General features: G+C 63.6%; 12 protein-coding genes. 3 read left to right on the top strand and 9 right to left on the bottom strand.

Features of this window, described 5'->3' with window-relative positions; genetic code table 11:
• Nucleotides 1-5: 5 nt before the first annotated feature.
• Nucleotides 6-554: a DUF4924 family protein gene (locus IPM12_09975; GenBank protein ID MBK9148126.1), complete on the top strand. Its 549-nt coding sequence runs from the start codon at nt 6-8 to the stop codon at nt 552-554.
• Complete coding sequence (locus IPM12_09970; GenBank protein MBK9148125.1) at nt 554-2,122, top strand: hypothetical protein; 1,569 nt, start codon at nt 554-556, stop codon at nt 2,120-2,122. The genes IPM12_09975 and IPM12_09970 overlap by 1 nt, the downstream gene beginning before the upstream one ends.
• On the opposite strand, the gene IPM12_09965 is transcribed toward IPM12_09970, so the two are convergent.
• From IPM12_09965 to IPM12_09930, 8 genes are all read right to left on the bottom strand, one after another.
• Nucleotides 2,123-4,297, bottom strand: a complete 2,175-nt coding sequence (locus IPM12_09965) for a right-handed parallel beta-helix repeat-containing protein (GenBank protein ID MBK9148124.1) — start codon at nt 4,295-4,297, stop codon at nt 2,123-2,125. It lies immediately after the preceding gene.
• On the bottom strand, nt 4,281-5,876 hold the full coding sequence (locus IPM12_09960; protein ID MBK9148123.1) for a CotH kinase family protein: 1,596 nt from the start codon (nt 5,874-5,876) through the stop codon (nt 4,281-4,283). The genes IPM12_09965 and IPM12_09960 overlap by 17 nt, the downstream gene beginning before the upstream one ends.
• Nucleotides 5,873-6,280, bottom strand: a complete 408-nt coding sequence (locus IPM12_09955; GenBank protein MBK9148122.1) for a hypothetical protein — start codon at nt 6,278-6,280, stop codon at nt 5,873-5,875. Before IPM12_09955 ends, IPM12_09960 begins: the two co-directional genes overlap by 4 nt.
• Before the next feature lie 81 nt (nt 6,281-6,361).
• Nucleotides 6,362-6,826 carry an ABC transporter ATPase gene (locus tag IPM12_09950; protein MBK9148121.1) on the bottom strand — a complete coding sequence of 155 codons (465 nt, stop codon included), beginning with the start codon at nt 6,824-6,826 and terminating at the stop codon, nt 6,362-6,364.
• A gap of 185 nt (nt 6,827-7,011) precedes the next feature.
• The gene (locus IPM12_09945; protein MBK9148120.1) at nt 7,012-7,803 is read right to left on the bottom strand and encodes a (Fe-S)-binding protein; all 792 of its coding nucleotides are present in this window, start codon (nt 7,801-7,803) and stop codon (nt 7,012-7,014) included.
• 106 nt (nt 7,804-7,909) lie between these two features.
• On the bottom strand, nt 7,910-9,238 hold the full coding sequence (locus tag IPM12_09940) for a (Fe-S)-binding protein (GenBank protein MBK9148119.1): 1,329 nt from the start codon (nt 9,236-9,238) through the stop codon (nt 7,910-7,912).
• Nucleotides 9,235-10,269, bottom strand: coding sequence for an MCE family protein (locus IPM12_09935; protein MBK9148118.1), 1,035 nt, complete (start codon nt 10,267-10,269; stop codon nt 9,235-9,237). Before IPM12_09935 ends, IPM12_09940 begins: the two co-directional genes overlap by 4 nt.
• 9 nt (nt 10,270-10,278) lie before the next feature.
• Nucleotides 10,279-11,376, bottom strand: coding sequence for an N-acetylmuramoyl-L-alanine amidase (locus tag IPM12_09930; GenBank protein MBK9148117.1), 1,098 nt, complete (start codon nt 11,374-11,376; stop codon nt 10,279-10,281).
• Between the two features lie 205 nt (nt 11,377-11,581).
• Here IPM12_09930 and IPM12_09925 point away from each other — a divergent pair, with 205 nt between their 5' ends.
• Nucleotides 11,582-13,963 carry an LPS-assembly protein LptD gene (locus IPM12_09925; protein ID MBK9148116.1) on the top strand — a complete coding sequence of 794 codons (2,382 nt, stop codon included), beginning with the start codon at nt 11,582-11,584 and terminating at the stop codon, nt 13,961-13,963.
• A gap of 222 nt (nt 13,964-14,185) precedes the next feature.
• On the opposite strand, the gene IPM12_09920 is transcribed toward IPM12_09925, so the two are convergent.
• On the bottom strand, nt 14,186-16,237 hold the full coding sequence (locus IPM12_09920; GenBank protein MBK9148115.1) for a M3 family metallopeptidase: 2,052 nt from the start codon (nt 16,235-16,237) through the stop codon (nt 14,186-14,188).
• Between the last annotated feature and the right edge of the window lies 1 nt (nt 16,238).

The raw sequence follows: 16,238 nt of genomic DNA, 5'->3' as shown, positions 1-16,238 counted from the left end.
CGATGATGGACCCGCTCGCACAGCGCAAGCAGGAGAACATCGCGGGCTATGTGATCGGCATTTGGCAGGTCGAGGACCTCATGCGCGCGCTTGAGCTGGACTTGCAGCAGGTGGAGGACCGATTGATCGCCACTGCTGATGGCGACGAGGCGGCCAAGGCAGCCTTGCGCGATTGGTACCGGGAGTTGATCGTCCGCATGCGCGCCGAAGGTCTCGAGCGGATCGGCCACCTGGGCGAGGTTGAAGAGGTGATGAACGAATTGGAGCACCTTCATGAAGCCCTGCTCGAAGCAATCGAGGATGAGGCCTACCAAGCGCTTTTCGACAAGGCGAAGGCCGGTATCACCGCCGTGCAGCAGCACGCGGGCGGCGACCCCGACGGCCCGGTGACCAGCGCGCTCACCGCCGTGTACGGAGTGATGATGCTCCGCTCCCAGGGAAAGGAGATCAGCCAAGCCACCCTGGCCGACGACCACGCCATCCGCGAACTGCTTGACCGCCTGAGCCTGCACTACCGCCAGATGCGCCGGCTGCCCGGCGTATCATTGAATTGATGCGGTCCCCGCTCCCAAAAGCCTCGGCATGCGCATTGAACATGCGCAGCATCATGCGTGCCGCGCTATTCATGCCCGTGGCCATCATTTCCCCCGCGGTCGCCGCGCAATCAGCGGTGAGCGGAGGAGATGGCCGGGTGGAGATCCTCAATGCCGACGTGTGGCTCTATGACCAGACGGCCAGCGGCGCGCAACGGCTCCGCGGCAACGTGCGCTTCAAGCATGCCGAAGCGCTGATGCGGTGCGACAGCGCGCTCCTCTTCGCTGATCAGCGCGTGGATGCCTTCGGTCACGTGAGCATCGAGCAGGGCGATACGCTCCGCGCCGACGCCGACCTGCTGCGCTACAACGGCCAGCAGCGCGCAGCGCGCCTCGAGGGCAATGTGCGCCTGCGTGACCGCAGCATGGAGCTCACAGCTCCCGCGCTCGATTACGACCTGCGCGGCAAGCGCGCCGTGTACAGCCAGGGGGGGCGTATCGTGAACCAGGATGACGGCAGCGTGCTCACCAGCGGCACCGGCACCTATCTCGCCGATCAACGCCGATTCATCTTCGGCAGCAACGTGCTGCTGGAGCACCCCGATCGCCGCATCACCGGCGATACCATGCACTACGCCACGACCACCGGCATCGCGGCCTTCTTCGGGCCCACCGCGATCACGCAAGGCGAGACCGAGATCAGCACCCTCGGCGGCACATACGATACACGCAACGAACGCGCCCGCTTCAACCGCCGGACCCAGGTGCGCAGCAAGGGCCGGATGATCGAGGGCGACAGCCTGCACTACGAGCGCGCTGGCGGGATCGGCTGGGCTTGGGGCCATGTGGCCATCACCGACAGCAGCGGCGACCTGCGCGCCTTGGGAAGCGAAGGCCGCTACAGCGAGCGCGACGAGCGCAGCATGATCACCGGACAAGCCGAGCTGCAGCTGCGCATGGACGACGATACGCTATTCGTGCATGGCGACACGCTCTTCACCGCGCCTGATGGCCCGGGCCGACGCATCACCGCGCGCCGGAGCGTGCGCTTCTTCAAGCGCGACCTGCAAGGCGCTTGCGATACCCTGCTCTTCAGCGATGCCGACAGCCTGATCCGCATGCATCACCGGCCCGTGCTCTGGAACGGCGCCGACCAGATCACCGGAGATACGATCCGCATCGCCCTCAAGGATGGCAAGGCCCACCGGCTGCATGTGCGCGGCAACGGATTCCTGCTCTCGCGCGCCGACAGCAGCCGCTACGATCAAGTGACCGGTACCGTCATGACCGGCTACTTCGTGGAAAATGCGCTCGACCGCCTCGATGTGGAAGGCAATGCCCGCACGGTTTACTTCACACGTGAAGAAAAAGACGGCGCCGATGAGGTCTTCGGTGTGAACCGCGCTGATTGCAGCCGGATCCGCGTGCTCCTGAAAGAAGGAGCCATCAGCGACGTGATCTTCCTCGACAAGCCCGATGCGGTGCTCTATCCGATTGACAAGGCGCCGGCCGATGAACTGCTCCTGCAAGGCGCAGTGGACCGCAGCGCTGAACGGCCGGTAGATCGGGCAGGGATCTTCATTCCCTGATCAAGGCATCCCGAACATGCGGCGCACCTTCTCATCGAGGACCGCCTCGGTGATGATGGCGCTCTGCTCGTCCGCCTGCTCATCACGCGCATTCGCTTCAAGCACGTTGGTGTAGCGCACCAGTCGTGCCCCGCCGTAGATCGGCTTCTTGCGATAAGCCGCGAAGGCGATCCCGTTGCCGATGAAGCGATTACCCGAAGCGTAAGCGACGCTGAGGTCCTTGGAGACAAGCGCTGCGGAATTTCCATCGAAGCGCGAATCCATGGCCAGCAACTGACTGGCCTCGCCCACACTGATGCCCTTATCCTTCAAATTCGAGAATGTGCAGCCGGTCACGAGGATGCGCGAAGCGCTCACATCGAGGCCATCGCCGTTCGCATCCGCGAGGCCGTTGCGGAAGACCGAGCGATCAATGGTTCCTGTGCAGCGGTCCAAGTCCAGCAGATCAGCGTGACCGTTCTCGAAGATGCAATCGCGCAGTTGCACCTCGCCGCCCTTGATGTTCATGAGATCCTCGCCGTGCGACCCGCTGATCACGCAATCCCGCATGATGGTCCCCGCGGCGCCGTGGATGGCGAGCATGCCGCTGGCGTACACGCCGTTGAGCCTGCCCTCGCTCCCGCCGCTCATCTGCAAGCCCTCGATGCGTACATCGGTGGTGCCGTCGCCTACGACAGTGAAACTGCCGAAGGGCGCTCCATCATCCGCTGCCCGGATGAAGACCGGATTGCGCTTGGTGCCGCGCACATGCCATGGACCTTGGATCATCACGCTCGCTCCAGCAGCGATCTCGATCCGCGCGCCTGGCTCCATCACCACGGCATGGCCGTACGGCACGGTTAGGTCGCTGGAGATGAGGTATCGTCCACGCGGGAACACCAGTGTATCACCGCGCACGAATGCCTTTGTGCGCTCAGCGAACCCCGCGAGGATGGCCGCATCGTCATCGCCGGGCCAATAGCCTGTGGTCTCCAATCCAAGGCTAAGTGACGCATCGCCCGCATGCCGGGCCAAGGAGGCTTCGAGCCCTTTGATGGGGTCGGCGGCGAGCATCGCGGATCCCAGCAATTCCTCCTGAATCTGTTTCATGCGCGCCTGCGCTACGGCCAACGCTTGGCCTTCAGCCAGAATGGGCAGCCATGCCCGATCGATCGCGGCGAAGCGCTCGCGCACGCGCCAGGCCTCATCACTCAGCTTCGACCAACGCTCGCGAACGTACTGGCGGATCGTGCCATCCACTATCGCCAAGGTGAGTGGATCGCTCATGCGGAACGGGACGGCGGTCCGTGCAACCGGGTTCGCACGGCTCCGTCGGTACAAGGGCACCAAACGTCCGCGTGACCAATCGTAAGCCATCACATGCGCATGATCGAAGGCCGATGGCCCATGCTCGATCCAAGCCATGACCAAGAGCGCACCAGCGGCGCGCGCATCGACCAGGTAAGGAAGCAGATCCGTGCGGCCAGCGGCGAGCTCACCGTATGCCCGTGCAAGCACAGGCGTGAGATCGGTCATCGCCAGCGAATCATCATCGAAATCAGGGAAAAGGTGGTCAGGACGTGAAGCGTCGTGGCCGAACTCCGCAAGGGCAGCGCCCGGAAGCCCGCGCTTCTCCAGGAAGTCGTCGTCGATGCGTTCCTCTTTCAGGAAGAGCCCTTGGTCCTTGCCGCAGGCGATGATGCGCACGAAGCTCACCTCCGGGGTGATCAGCCCCAATTCATCCGCAAGGATCTCGAGGTACTTGGCGCGCAGGCTTGACACACGTGCTGGAGACAGCACGATATGCCGCTGCGAACGGAACGGCTCTGAACGCTTGAACTTGATGACGAAACCGCCGGGCTCCGTTCGCAAGCGGCGCACCTCGACCGAATCGCCAAAGCCTTCCGCCTCAAACCAGTGCGTGTTCCATCCGGGTCCGCGCTCTTCCATAAGGCACGCCTCGGGCGCGCTGGAAATCAAGTAGCGCTCAGCTGTGCCGGAAGCCGTATCAGAGCGCCAATCGAGCAGGGCTGCGTAGCCATCGACCTCATGATGCTCGATGCCTAAGGGCCAATCGCCCGCAAGCCGGTCGGTATCCACGAAGCGGAACCCGACGAAGAGCAGCACGGCCACCATCGCAACGGCCATGAGCCAGGCCCGCGCCCCGATCAATCGATGCTTAACGGATCGGCTCATCGGTGATGGCATTGGTGAGCATGAGCGACACAGGGATGGATCCGCCGAAATCGATGGTGGCATCGAGCGGCGCAACAACGAGTGCTTGTTTGTCGGCGAGCGGATGATCCTTGCCGCCCTCCTTCGCGACCAGCTCCCGGTGCAGCACGATGGTCCATCCATCCGCGAACGGTTCTGCCTGCACCGCCTCTCCGTTCACCAGCACTTGCTGCGGCGCATCCGTCCAATGCAAGCGGATCGGGGCCTCGGTTTCCGAGCGGATGCGCAGCGCCGCCCTGCGATCGACAACCGCCTCGGCACGCTCCATCCGATTCAGCGCCTGTTCCCAATGCGCAGCGGCTCCATCGCGCAAGCCGGCCAATGATCCGATCACATGCAGCACGGAGACGCGGTGCACATCCTCAGGCTCCAAGGTGACGTTCCCGAACTTGTTGCGATCGGCCAGCACCGAGGGCCGGATGCGCTCAACGACGGCATCGAGATGGCGGTTGAACCCGCCTTCGCGATGCAAGCGCTGCATGGCGTCGCGCGCATAACGATCCCGCTGAAGCCGCCACTCCGGTATGCGCATGATCCACCAGCTCATCGCATCATTCACGTAGTAAAGAGGCTCGCCGGGCGGCGCGAAGAGCATGAGCGCATCCCAGAGCACGGGATAGTAGCGGCCGCTGCGCGGATTCAGCACGAGCCATTGGTTGTGGTACTGATCGACATGGGTGGTGTTGATCACCAGCAACGCGGCTTCATAGCGCAGCCATGCATCCACATCGAGGAGCGCGGCGATGCTGTCCCGGTGCGCGGCCATGGGCAGGGTGTCCTTCCGCAGCGCGGCAATGAGCCGAAGGAGCTTGGCATGCGCGATCGTGCTATCGGCCTTGCTGCTGTATTCCCAGTGCGCCGCATCGGCCCAGAGCGTGCGGCCCTTGGAGAGGGTCCTCCCGTTGATCGGTGGGAAATCGCCCTTGTACACGGGCACCTGCTCCGGCCAGATATGACGATTGCGCTCGAAGTCGCCATCGACCTGCTCATAGAGCTCCATCACGCCGATGTCCTGGCCATTGATGCGCGCGATGACCATCTCATCCATCGGGACCGGAACGCCCATGCTGCCCGCCACCCACGCGGCCATGTGGTTGTTCACCAGGTTGTGCGCCTTGGGATTGATCACGTTCACGCGGCGGTAAGGCGCCCACGGGTTGCTGCGCTTCATGCTCAGGCGGAACGACTTCTTGCCGCCGAGGAAATGAGATGGCGTGTACATCCCGCGATAGCGGTAGCGCACCTTGTGCTCCACCCCGTTGTCGATCAGCCGGGCCTTCACATTGGTGCCACCGCTCCAGGGCAGGTCGGCATTCAGGCTATCGAGCGCCGCAGGATCGACACGCAGATCGATGATGGGGATGCGGTGCTCTCCGGGCTGTTCCGCGAAGCCATCGACCAGCACGTTCGCGACAGCAGCACCAGCAATGCGCGCGGCGCGCGATGGGCCGAGCGAGACCGCGAAGCCCAGGATTGAAAGCAGGATCAGCACCGTGAAGCCGATGCGGAGGATCGCAGCCGGTGAGCTGGGCTTCTTCATCGCTGCTGGCGCGCGCTGAAGAGCAGCGCGAGCAGGATCACCAGCCCGAGGGCCAGTGCGCTGAGATTGCGTCCCATGCCAAGCAGCGCGGAAAAGGCCATGGTCGGAATCCAGAGGCCGCGCGGATGCATGCTGCGGCCCAACAGACCCGCCAGAACGAGCCCTACGGCGATGATGATCGCGGGAATCAGCTCTTCACGGAATGCGCGAAGGAGCACGACCATGGCCGTGCCCGCCATCAGCAAGGGCACGCTCACCAATGGACCGCGGTCAGCCGGACGGAAGCCCCGGTTCCAGGCCCAACCCATGAGCGCCAGCGCGGTGAGCAGCACAGTGAACAGCGTGAGCAGCTCCACCCATCCATGGAAGAGCGCCCCTAACCAGCGATCGGCCTCACTGCGCATGCGTGCCCGACGAAGATGCGCGCAGCCAGGCGCTGCCACCTGGGCCCGGCCAGGACTTATCAAATGACCCTTGGTAGGATCTTACAGGAAGCGCTGCATCCAGCTGCTGCGCAAGGGCACGCGGAAGCGCTCGTTCAGGTCGGACACAGTGCCTACGAGATCGTCGAAGACAACGGTATCGGCGGTGATCGCACCTTCCTTGATCAATTCGGGCAATTCCTGCAGGCGGCAGCTGTGCACCTTGCCATCGCTGCCCTCGAACACCACCACCATGCGATCGGTGAGCATGAGGTTGAGGTCGTGCTCGAGCTGCTTGATGAAGCCCACGCTCTTGTCGATGCTGCAGCCGCTGGCGTTCGCCTGCTCTTCATCGACGGCGATCACGACGAAGCGGTTGTAAAGCACATCGACGCAGGCATCGAGCGGTGCGCCGTGCGCGGCCCACGAATCGGTGAAGGCGGCACCGCGCTCGCGGATGAGCTTCTGCTCGGCCTGGCTAAGGTCGCGCGCGGTCTTGTACGCCCACACGCGGGCATGCACAGGCATGGAGTCGACGGTACGGATGGGGGCGTGTGCTTCGGTCGTCATCGTCCTTCTGTGTTCGTGGTGCAGACGTTTCTCGAAAGGGCATCCGATGCCTGAGTCGAGGCCAAAGTGATTGAAATAAACGCGCCATCGCCCACCGCCGCCCGAACTCATTAACAGTTGTTGGTGGAACAAACGAGCCGGACCTACAGCTCCCCCGCCTCCGCGATCAGCTCCGCCACGTCCTTCACCACCACTTCACCCTCTTTGTTGAAGTGCTTCACGCCATCAGTAAGCATGGTGTTGCAGAAGGGGCAGCCCGCAGCGATGATGTCCGGCTTGGTGCCCAGTGCTTCCTCGCCCCTCTCGTGGTTCACCTCACGCGCGCCGGGCTCTGCTTCTTTGAACATCTGCGCTCCGCCAGCGCCGCAGCACAGGCCGTTCTGCTTGCTGCGCTTCATCTCCACCAGCGCGGCATCGAGCTTCAGGAGCACTTCGCGCGGGGCCTCGTACTCATTGTTGCCGCGACCGAGGTAGCAAGGGTCGTGGAAGGTGATGCGCTTGCCGTTGAAGCCGCCGCCCTGCACCTTGATGCGGCCTTCCTTCAACAGCGCATTGATGAACTGCGTGTGATGCATCACCTCGTAGCTGCCGCCCAACGCCGGGTACTCGTTCTTCAGCGTGTTGAAGCAGTGCGGGCAGGCGGTGACGATGCGCTTCACGCCATAGCCGTTCAGCACGGTGACGTTCTGCAGCGCCTGCATCTGGAAGAGGAACTCATTGCCCGCGCGACGGGCGGGATCGCCGGTGCAGGTCTCTTCCTGCCCCAGCACAGCGAACTTCACCTTGGCCGCATTCAGGATGCGCACGAAGGCCTTGGTGATCTTGCGCGCACGGTCATCGAATGATCCCGCGCAGCCTACCCAGAAAAGCACTTCGGGCACTTCGCCAGAAGCGGTGAAAGCGGCCATGGTGGGGATGGTGAGACTCTGGCTCATGGGACAAAAAGATCGAATGCGAAGCCACGAGCCACAAGGCTCAAGCCACAAGCTTCAACTGCGTAGCTTGAAGCTTGAAGCTTGAGCCTTGGAGCTTGGAGCTTACTCATGAATTCACCCAATCCATTCGTTTGTCCGCCCCGAACGCCCATGGCGCGCCGTTGTTCTCCACGTTGTTAAACATGCTCGTGAGCGCAGGCCGGGTGCTGCTCTCCTCCATCACCTTGTAGCGGCGCATCTCCATGATGATGCTCACCGGATCGATGTTCACCGGACAGGCCTGGGTGCAGGCGTTGCAGGTGGTGCAGGCCCAGAGCTCCTCTTCGCTGATGCGCGAGTGCAGGCTCTGGCCATCGTCCTCCCACTTGCCTTTGGCATCGATGGCCTCGCCCACTTCTTCCAAGCGGTCGCGCGTGTCCATCATGATCTTGCGCGGGCTGAGCAACTTGCCGGTGAGGTTGGCGGGGCACTCACTGGTGCAGCGGCCGCACTCGGTGCAGCTGTACGCATCCATCAGGCTCTTCCAGCTCAAGTCGAAAACGTCCTTCGCACCGAAGCGCTCGGGCACTTCCGCGCCAGCGACGGTTCGCGCGGGTGCCGGATCGGGCGGCGGCACGCTGGGGTCGATCATGCTCTTCACCTCGCCCGTGATGCGCGGCATGTTGGCGAACTCGGTCCTTGGCGCCAGTTTGCTGTACCACACGTTTGGGAAGGCGAGCAGGATGTGCAGGTGCTTGCTCACCACGAGGTAGTTGAGGAAGCCGAGGATGCCGACGATGTGGAGCCACCAGGCCGTGCGCTCCATGGTGATGAGGGTTGAAGGCTGAAGATTCGAGAGGTTGAGGGTTGAGGCGATCGCGGCGCTGACCGGGAAGGACCCGGCCTGCGTGTAATGCTCGGCGCCGAGGCCCTGCAACACGAAGTCGGCCGCGTTCATGGTGAGGAATGCGCACATGAGCACGATCTCGGTGACGAGGATGATCATAGCGTCCTTCGAGGGCCAGCCTTTCATCTCGGGCTTATGGAAGCGGGGCAGCTGGATGATGGCACGACGGGCGATGAAGACGATGCAAGCCAACAGCACGCCGATGGCCAGGATCTCGAAGCTGCCGATGAGGAAATCATAGAACCCTCCGAGGAAGGCGCCGATGCGATGCGTGCCGAAGAGCCCATCGATGAAGATCTCCAGCACCTCGAGGTTGATGATGATGAAGCCCGCGTAGATGAGGATGTGCATGATGCCGGCCACCGGGCGGACGACCATCTTGCTCTGTCCCAAGGCGACACGCGCCATGGTGCTCCAGCGCTCGGCCTTGCGGTCGTTGATCGCCTGCGGCTTGCCGAGGTGGATGTTGCGCCCGATCCGGCCCAGATTGCGGGCGAATAGCGCGATGGCCGCGATGAGGAGGATGCCGAAGACCACTTGCGCGATCATGGCTTCATGCGCTTGTCGTCCTGCAGCGCTTGCTTGATGCGCTGCACATCGCTGTCGGTGAGCTTGGGCAGCTTGTCCTTCTTGCCGAAGAGCGAGAGCTGCACGTAGCGGTTGGGATTGAGGCGGAGATCCTCGAGCAGCAGATCGAGCTCCTTGCTCGCGCTCTGCAGGTTGTCGTAGAGCGTATCGTTCTTCAGGAGCGCGCCGAGCGATCCTTCGCCCTGTTCCAAGCCGGTCATCACGCCCTTCAGCTTGGTGCTGGTCTCGGCAAGGTCAGCGAGCATCTGCCGGGTGCGCGGGCTCGCGAGGTCGCCGCTGAGGGTATCGAGGTTGGACAAGGTGGAACTCAGGCTGGCGTGGTAGCTATCGAGGTTGGTGGTGACTCGGCGCAGGTTCTCGAGCACGGCGTGGATGGTGACACTCTCGGCGGCCATGAGGGCATCGAGGCGGCGGCTGGTGCTGTTGAGGTTCTCGAGCGTACCGCGGATGCTGGAGAAGCTCGCGTCGATGTCGCCCAACGTGCTATCGTTGAGCAGGTCCTGCATGGTGGTGAGCAACGAGTCGATGTTGGCGAGCATGGCCTCGGCCTTGCGCTTCAGCGGATCGATCTGCTCGCCTACGGCATCGGTGAGGCTCAACTCGGTGTTGCCGATCAGCGTATCGCCGGCCTGCGCGACCTCTGGACTCTTGCCGATGATGATCTGCAAGGCCCGGCTGAAGAGGTCGGCGCTGTAGATCTGCACCTTGGTGTCCTTGGGCAGCTTCAGTTGGCGCTCATTCAGCTGGAAGCTCACGGCGATGCGGCCACTGCCATCGGGAAGCAGGCCGGTGCCCACCACCTGGCCCACCTTGTAACCATTGAGGAAGACCGGCGAGGCCGAGTTCACGCCGCTGATGTCGTTGTACACCACATGGAACACGTTGCGCTTGGTGAGCACATCGAGGCCGCGCAGGTAATTGATCCCGAAATAGAGCAGCAGCAGCCCGGCGATGGCGATGCCTGCAATGCTGTACTCGCGTTTGATCTTCATGCTCCGCTCCTATCGGCCTTGGGCCAAATTAACCGCTTCCTGCAGATCGATCCGTTGCCCATCGCGGAAGGCCACGATGAAGGCGCCATCGAATCCCCTTTCCTTGCATCGCCGCTGCACCGCCCGGGCAGCATCCAGTCTGATTTCATCGCCCACGGTGTACTTGAAGAGCCCCTGCCCCTTGTGCTCCTCAACACCTTCGAGGCCGTTGAAGTTCTTCGCCTTCGGTTCGATGCGCTTGCTGCTGGTGGCGATCTGCACCTTGAAGCGCACGCCGCTCTCCGTGCGCGGCTTCGGCTCGGGTTCCTTCACGGCCACGCGCGTGCAGTCGGGCTTCGCCTCCTGCGCTGTCTCGGTGGGCAGGCCCTCGACGATGGATTTGTATTCCTTGATGGCGCGGTAGATGGCGCTGGCCATGAAATCCTGCCCCTGCTCTTCCTGCAGGAAATCCTCTTCCGTTGGATTGGTGAGGAAGCCGAGCTCGATGAGCACCGCCGGCATGGTGGTGTAGCTGATCACCAGGAAGCCGGCTTGCTTCACCCCGCGGTCCGGCCGCCCCACGCGCTCCTTGAATTGCTTCTGGATGAGCGAGCTGAGCAGCAGGCTCTGGTCGAGGTGCACGTTCTGGCGCAGGCTCAACTCGATCTGGCTCTCGGGCCGCTTGGGATCGTAGCCTCCGTACTTCAGCTCGTGGCCGTCCTCGAGCAGGATCGCCGCGTTCTCCTTCATGGCCACCTTCATGTTCGCATCGGTCTTGTGCAGGCCCATCACGTAGGTCTCGCAGCCGTGCGGGTCCTTGCTGTCGTTGGCGTTGCAATGGATGCTGAGGAAGATGTCGGCCTTGGCGCGGTTGGCGATCTGGGTGCGCTCCATGAGCTCGATGAAGCGGTCGTCGTCGCGTGTGTACACCACCTTCACCTCGGGGAAGGCCTCGTTGAGGTACTTGCCCACGAGCTTGGCGACGTTGAGCGACACATGCTTCTCGGTGGTCTTGTAGCGTCCGGTGCCCAGGTTGCCGGGATCTTTGCCACCATGACCGGCATCGAGCACGATGGTGCGGATGCGATGCGGGTCGCGGCCCTGGCCCACGGCCGTTCCTACGAGCACAAGGATCGTTAAGGCTGAAAGGAGATGGCGGAGCGGGCGTTCCAAGCGGCGCGGGGGGCGATGCGTACTTTTCGCGCCGCTCATCCGCGAGGATTCCCGGACCATGCAGGCACAGCGACGCATCCGGCCCCCGTGGCGCGAAGAAAGAGGCGCCACCAGGGGCGGCAGGTCGGCATCGGTCTCAGTTTTCATCATTTTCCTGTTGATGTGCGAGGGCATCGGTGCGCGGGCGCAGAAGCTCAGCGACGAGGTGCGCTACAGCGCGCGCGACAGCATCCGGTACGACCTCGCTGAGCAAGCGGTGTACCTCTATGGCGCCGCGAGCGTGCGCTACAAAGGAACCCAGCTCACGGCCGACCGCATCGTGTTCAGCTTCAAGAACGAAGAGGCCATGAGCTTTGGTGCACCGGACAGCACCGGAGCCATCGCCGGAAAGCCGCGCCTGGTGCAGGATGGCCACACCATCGACGCCGACAGCATCCGCGTGAACCTCAAGACCAAGGTGGGCATCATCCGCGAGGTGCGCACGCAGGAGCAGGAAGCGTGGCTGCACGCCGGGCTGAGCAAGCGCCACGCGAACGGCGAGGTGCACAGCCGCAGCGGCAAGCTCACCACCTGCGATCGACCTAACCCGCACTACCACTTCCAGGTGAGCCGAATGATGGTGATCCCGGACGATAAGATCATCAGCGGCCCGGCCTACATGAAGTTCCGCAAGGTGCCCACCCCGCTGGCCATCCCTTTCGGGCTCTTCCCGAACAAGAAGAGCGGAAGCAGCGGCTTGCTGATCCCGGTCTGGGGCAACAACCCCACCCTCGGCTACTTCCTGCTCAATGGCGGCTGGTACCAGCAACTGGGCGAGCGCGCCGACCTGAGCCTCACCGGCGATATCTACAGCCGCGGCAGCTGGGCCCTGCGCGGCATCACGCGCTACCGCTCGCGCTACCGGTACAGCGGCAACCTGCAGCTCAACCACAGCACCCTGCTGAGCAGCGACCCCGAGTTCCCCGACTTCAGCCGGCAGCGCAACTTCTTCGTGAACTGGAGCCATCAGGTGGATGCGCGCGCCAGCCTCACCGACCGCTTCAGCGCCAGCGTGAACGTGGGCACCAGCAACAACTACCGCAACAACTTCAACAGCAACGTCGGCGATTACCTCAGCAACACCTTCCAGAGCAATATCAGCTACGCGCGGCTATGGCCCGGAAAGCCGTACTCCGTAGCCGTGAACGCGCTGCACCGCCAGAACACGCTCAACCGCAGCTTCGACATCACGCTGCCGGCCATCACCTTCAACCTGCAGCGCATCCTTCCGGTGCAGATGCTCCGGCCCATCGGCGCCCCGTCGCGCTGGTACGATCAGCTCGCGCTCACCTACACCGCCAACCTCGACAACCGGCTCAGCACCACCGAGGAAAAGCTCTACCTCGAGAACCTCTCGAATCTCACGCGCGAAGCCCGCAATGGCATGCGCCATACCGCCGCCATCACCACCACGCTCAAGAACCGCTTCTTCAGCGTGAACCCGGAGTTCCGCTTCACCGACCGCTGGTACCTGGAAACACTGCGCCGCACCTATCAGCCGGAGCCCGACACCGTGTTCACCGATACCGTGGGCGGTTTCCGCCGCGCGGGCGAATGGAGCGCGGGTGCCACGCTCACCACGAAGCTCTACGGCATGTACACCTTCCGTGGCGGAGCGGTGCGCGCCATCCGCCACACCATCACGCCCAACGTGGGCCTCAGCTACCGCCCGGATAACAGCACGCGGATCGAAGGCCCCTTCGGTGCCAATGGCTCGCTCGGCACCTACTCCCCCTTCCAGATCGGCATCTACGGTGAGCCGAGCGTGGGTGAGAGCGGCTCACTGAACGTGGGGCTGATCCAGAACGTGGAGGCCAAGGTGCGCGACAAGAAAGCCATGCGCGAGGACACCAGCGGACAAGGCGGCCTCGCGCTCAAGAAGATCAAGCTGCTCGACTTCCTCGGCATCAACAGCAGCTACGACATGCTGAAGGATAGCGTGCGCTGGTCGTCGGTGTCGATCGCGGCGCGCACGCTGATCGCGAACGCGATCAACGTGAACGTGAACAGCACCTGGGATCCCTATGCCGTTGACCTCGATGGGCAGCGCATCAACCGCAGCGAGCGCAGCGCAAGCGGCGCCCTGGCGCGCATGCTCTACACCAATGTGGCCTTGGGCGTGGAACTGAAGAGCAAGCGCTACGGACAAGGCACCAGCGCGGAGCCGCCCGGCAGCCAGGTGGTGCAGGACAGCGACCCTGCGAAGGGCGCGCGCCAGAGCTTCAGCATGCCGTGGCGGTTGGGCGTGAATTACAGTTACGACGTGAGCCGGTCATACCGGGAGGGCACCTACACGCAGGACGAGCGCAAGAGCGTGCTCTTCAACGGCGATGTGACCGTGCTGAAGCACTGGAAGCTCGGCGGCAGCAGCGGCTATGACCTCGTAGCCGGGGAATGGACCCCACCTCGCTCAACCTCTACTGGGACCTGCACTGCTGGGAGTTCAACTTCAACATCACGCCCATCGGCCTGCGCAAGAGCTTCATGGTGCGCATCAACGTGAAGGCAAGCATCCTGCGCGACCTGAAGTACGAGCAGCGCCGGCCCTACGGCAACGACAACAATCTGCTGTATTGAATGGAAGACCGCTGCCCTCCCCGGGCCCCCGGGGCGAATTGGCCCCGACCGCACTAGCCCCCCCGCCCCCCCGGGCCCCCCTCGGGGCTCCCGCCCGCGCCGCGCCCGGGGGCGTCTCCCGTGAAGAGGCGGCCTCGCCCCCGACCTGCTACCGCATCCCCCTTTTCTCCAGCAGCGGCTCCACGCGCGGGTCGCGGCCGGTGAAGTCGCGGTAGAGCTGGGCCTCGGGCTTGCTGCCGCCCTGACTGAGCACGGTGGCGCGCAGGCGATCGCCGTTGGCGCGCGTGAGGCCTCCGTTCTCCATGAACCACGCGAAGCCATCGGCATCCATCACCTCGCTCCAGAGGTAGGCGTAGTAATTGGCCGCGTAGCCGGTCCAGGCATGGCTGAAGTAGCAGCTGCGGTAGCGCGGCGGCACCTGCTCGAGGTCGAGGCCGTGCTTGGACAGCGCCGCGTGCTCGAAGGCATCGACATCCTCGACGAGCGGCGCATCGGCCGTCAAACCGTGCCAGGCAAGATCGATGATGGCCGCTGCGAGGTACTCGGTGGTGCGATAGCCCTGGTTGAACGTGCGTGCCTTGCGCAACTTGTCTGCAAGGTCTGCTGGCATGGGCTCACCGGTGCCGTGGTGCTTCGCATAGCGCGCCAGCACCAGCGGGTCGAGCGCCCAGTTCTCATTCACCTGCGAGGGGAATTCCACGAAATCGGTGCTGGTGGCCGTTCCGCTGAAGCGCGGGTACTTCTGCTCACTGAGCATGCCATGCAGGCCGTGCCCGAATTCGTGGAAGAGCGTGATCACATCGTCCCAGCTGAGCAGGCAGGGCTGACCCGCTGCGGGCCTGGTGTAGTTGCACACCTGCGTGATCACGGGCTGCTGGCCCAGCAAGGTGCTCTGGTCCACGAAGGTGCTCATCCACGCGCCGCCGTTCTTGTTGTCGCGGGCATAGAAGTCGCCGTAGATGAGGCCGATCACGCTTCCATCGGCATCCACGATGTCGAAGACGCGCACATCGGGATGATAGACGGGCAGGTCCTTGCGCTCCTTGAACGAAAGGCCGAAGAGCGCATGGGCGGCGAAGAAGACGCCATCGTGCAGCACGCGCTCGAACTCGAGGTAGGGCTTCACGGCGGATTCATCGAAATCGAATTCGGCCTTGCGCACCTGTTCGGCGCAGTAGTCCCAGTCCCAGGCGGCCAAGCGCCGTGGCCCGCTCCCGCTCATGCCCGATTCCGCATCCATTATGGCTTGCAGCTTTCCGGCTTCCTGGCGAGCATTGGCCACGGCGGCCGGTGCCAAACGGCCCATGAGCCCCAGAGCGTTCACGGGGGCTTTCGCCATCTGGTCGTCCATCACGTAGTGCGCCCACGACGCGAAACCGAGGAGCTGCGCCTTCTGCGCGCGCAATTGCGCCAAGCGCGCAATGATGGCGCGGTTGTCCCACGTGTTGCCACGGCTGTTGCGCGCCAGACTGGCTTTCAGGATGCGCTCGCGCATGGCGCGGACCTTCAATTCGGCGAGCACGGGCTGCGTAGTGGTATTGCGCAGGTCGATGAGCCATTGGCCCTCGTGCCCTTTCTCCTTCGCCGCCAAGGCAGCGGCTTCGATCGCCTCAGCGCTCAGACCCTCGAGCAAGTGCGCATCGTCAACCAGCACCGCCGAGGCCATGCGCTCCTTGAGGATATTCTCCTCGAAACGAGCCACGAGGCGGGCCTCTTCCTCGTTCAGGTCGGTCATGCGCTCCTTGCCGGCTGCATCGAGCAGGGCGCCCGCGCGCACGAAACGCGTGTAGCAGCGGTCGAGCAGGCGCGCGTCCACGGCATCGAGCTGCAGCGATTCCATGCGGTCGTGCAATTGCTTGATGCGCGCGAAGAGGCGCTCGTTAAGGGCGATGGCATCGTTGTGCGCCGCCAGCTTCGGGGCCATGTCAGCCTTCACGGCCTGCAGCACATCGTTGGTGGCGCTGCCCACGAGGTTGTAGAACACGCTGCTCGCGCGGCTCAGGTCCTGGCCCGCGCGCTCCAGCGCCACGATAGTGTTCTCGAAGGTCGGCGGCTCTTCGTTGTTGGCGATCCGATTCACCTCGGCGCGATGGCGCTTCATCCCCTCGGCCAACGCGGGGCGGAAGTGCTCATCGCGGATGCGATCGAAGGCCGGTGCCTGGAACGGGAGCGCGCTGATCAGAAGTAAGGGGTTGGTCATC

Source organism: Flavobacteriales bacterium (assembly GCA_016716605.1).
In the GTDB taxonomy this organism is placed as follows: Bacteria; Bacteroidota; Bacteroidia; order Flavobacteriales_F; family PHOS-HE28; genus PHOS-HE28.
This window is presented reverse-complemented; position numbering and strand designations above follow the sequence as displayed.

Bases quoted from the DNA above. Each gene is read 5' to 3' on its own strand.
- IPM12_09965 (MBK9148124.1), bottom strand. From the start codon at position 4,297: ATGAGCCGATCCGTTAAGCATCGATTGATCGGGGCGCGGGCCTGGCTC.
- IPM12_09935 (MBK9148118.1), bottom strand. From the start codon at position 10,269: ATGAAGATCAAACGCGAGTACAGCATTGCAGGCATCGCCATCGCCGGG.
- IPM12_09945 (MBK9148120.1), bottom strand. From the start codon at position 7,803: ATGAGCCAGAGTCTCACCATCCCCACCATGGCCGCTTTCACCGCTTCT.
- IPM12_09960 (MBK9148123.1), bottom strand. From the start codon at position 5,876: ATGAAGAAGCCCAGCTCACCGGCTGCGATCCTCCGCATCGGCTTCACG.
- IPM12_09940 (MBK9148119.1), bottom strand. From the start codon at position 9,238: ATGATCGCGCAAGTGGTCTTCGGCATCCTCCTCATCGCGGCCATCGCG.
- IPM12_09955 (MBK9148122.1), bottom strand. From the start codon at position 6,280: ATGCGCAGTGAGGCCGATCGCTGGTTAGGGGCGCTCTTCCATGGATGG.
- IPM12_09950 (MBK9148121.1), bottom strand. From the start codon at position 6,826: ATGCCTGTGCATGCCCGCGTGTGGGCGTACAAGACCGCGCGCGACCTT.
- IPM12_09970 (MBK9148125.1), top strand. From the start codon at position 554: ATGCGGTCCCCGCTCCCAAAAGCCTCGGCATGCGCATTGAACATGCGC.
- IPM12_09920 (MBK9148115.1), bottom strand. From the start codon at position 16,237: ATGACCAACCCCTTACTTCTGATCAGCGCGCTCCCGTTCCAGGCACCG.
- IPM12_09925 (MBK9148116.1), top strand. From the start codon at position 11,582: ATGTGCGAGGGCATCGGTGCGCGGGCGCAGAAGCTCAGCGACGAGGTG.
- IPM12_09975 (MBK9148126.1), top strand. From the start codon at position 6: ATGGACCCGCTCGCACAGCGCAAGCAGGAGAACATCGCGGGCTATGTG.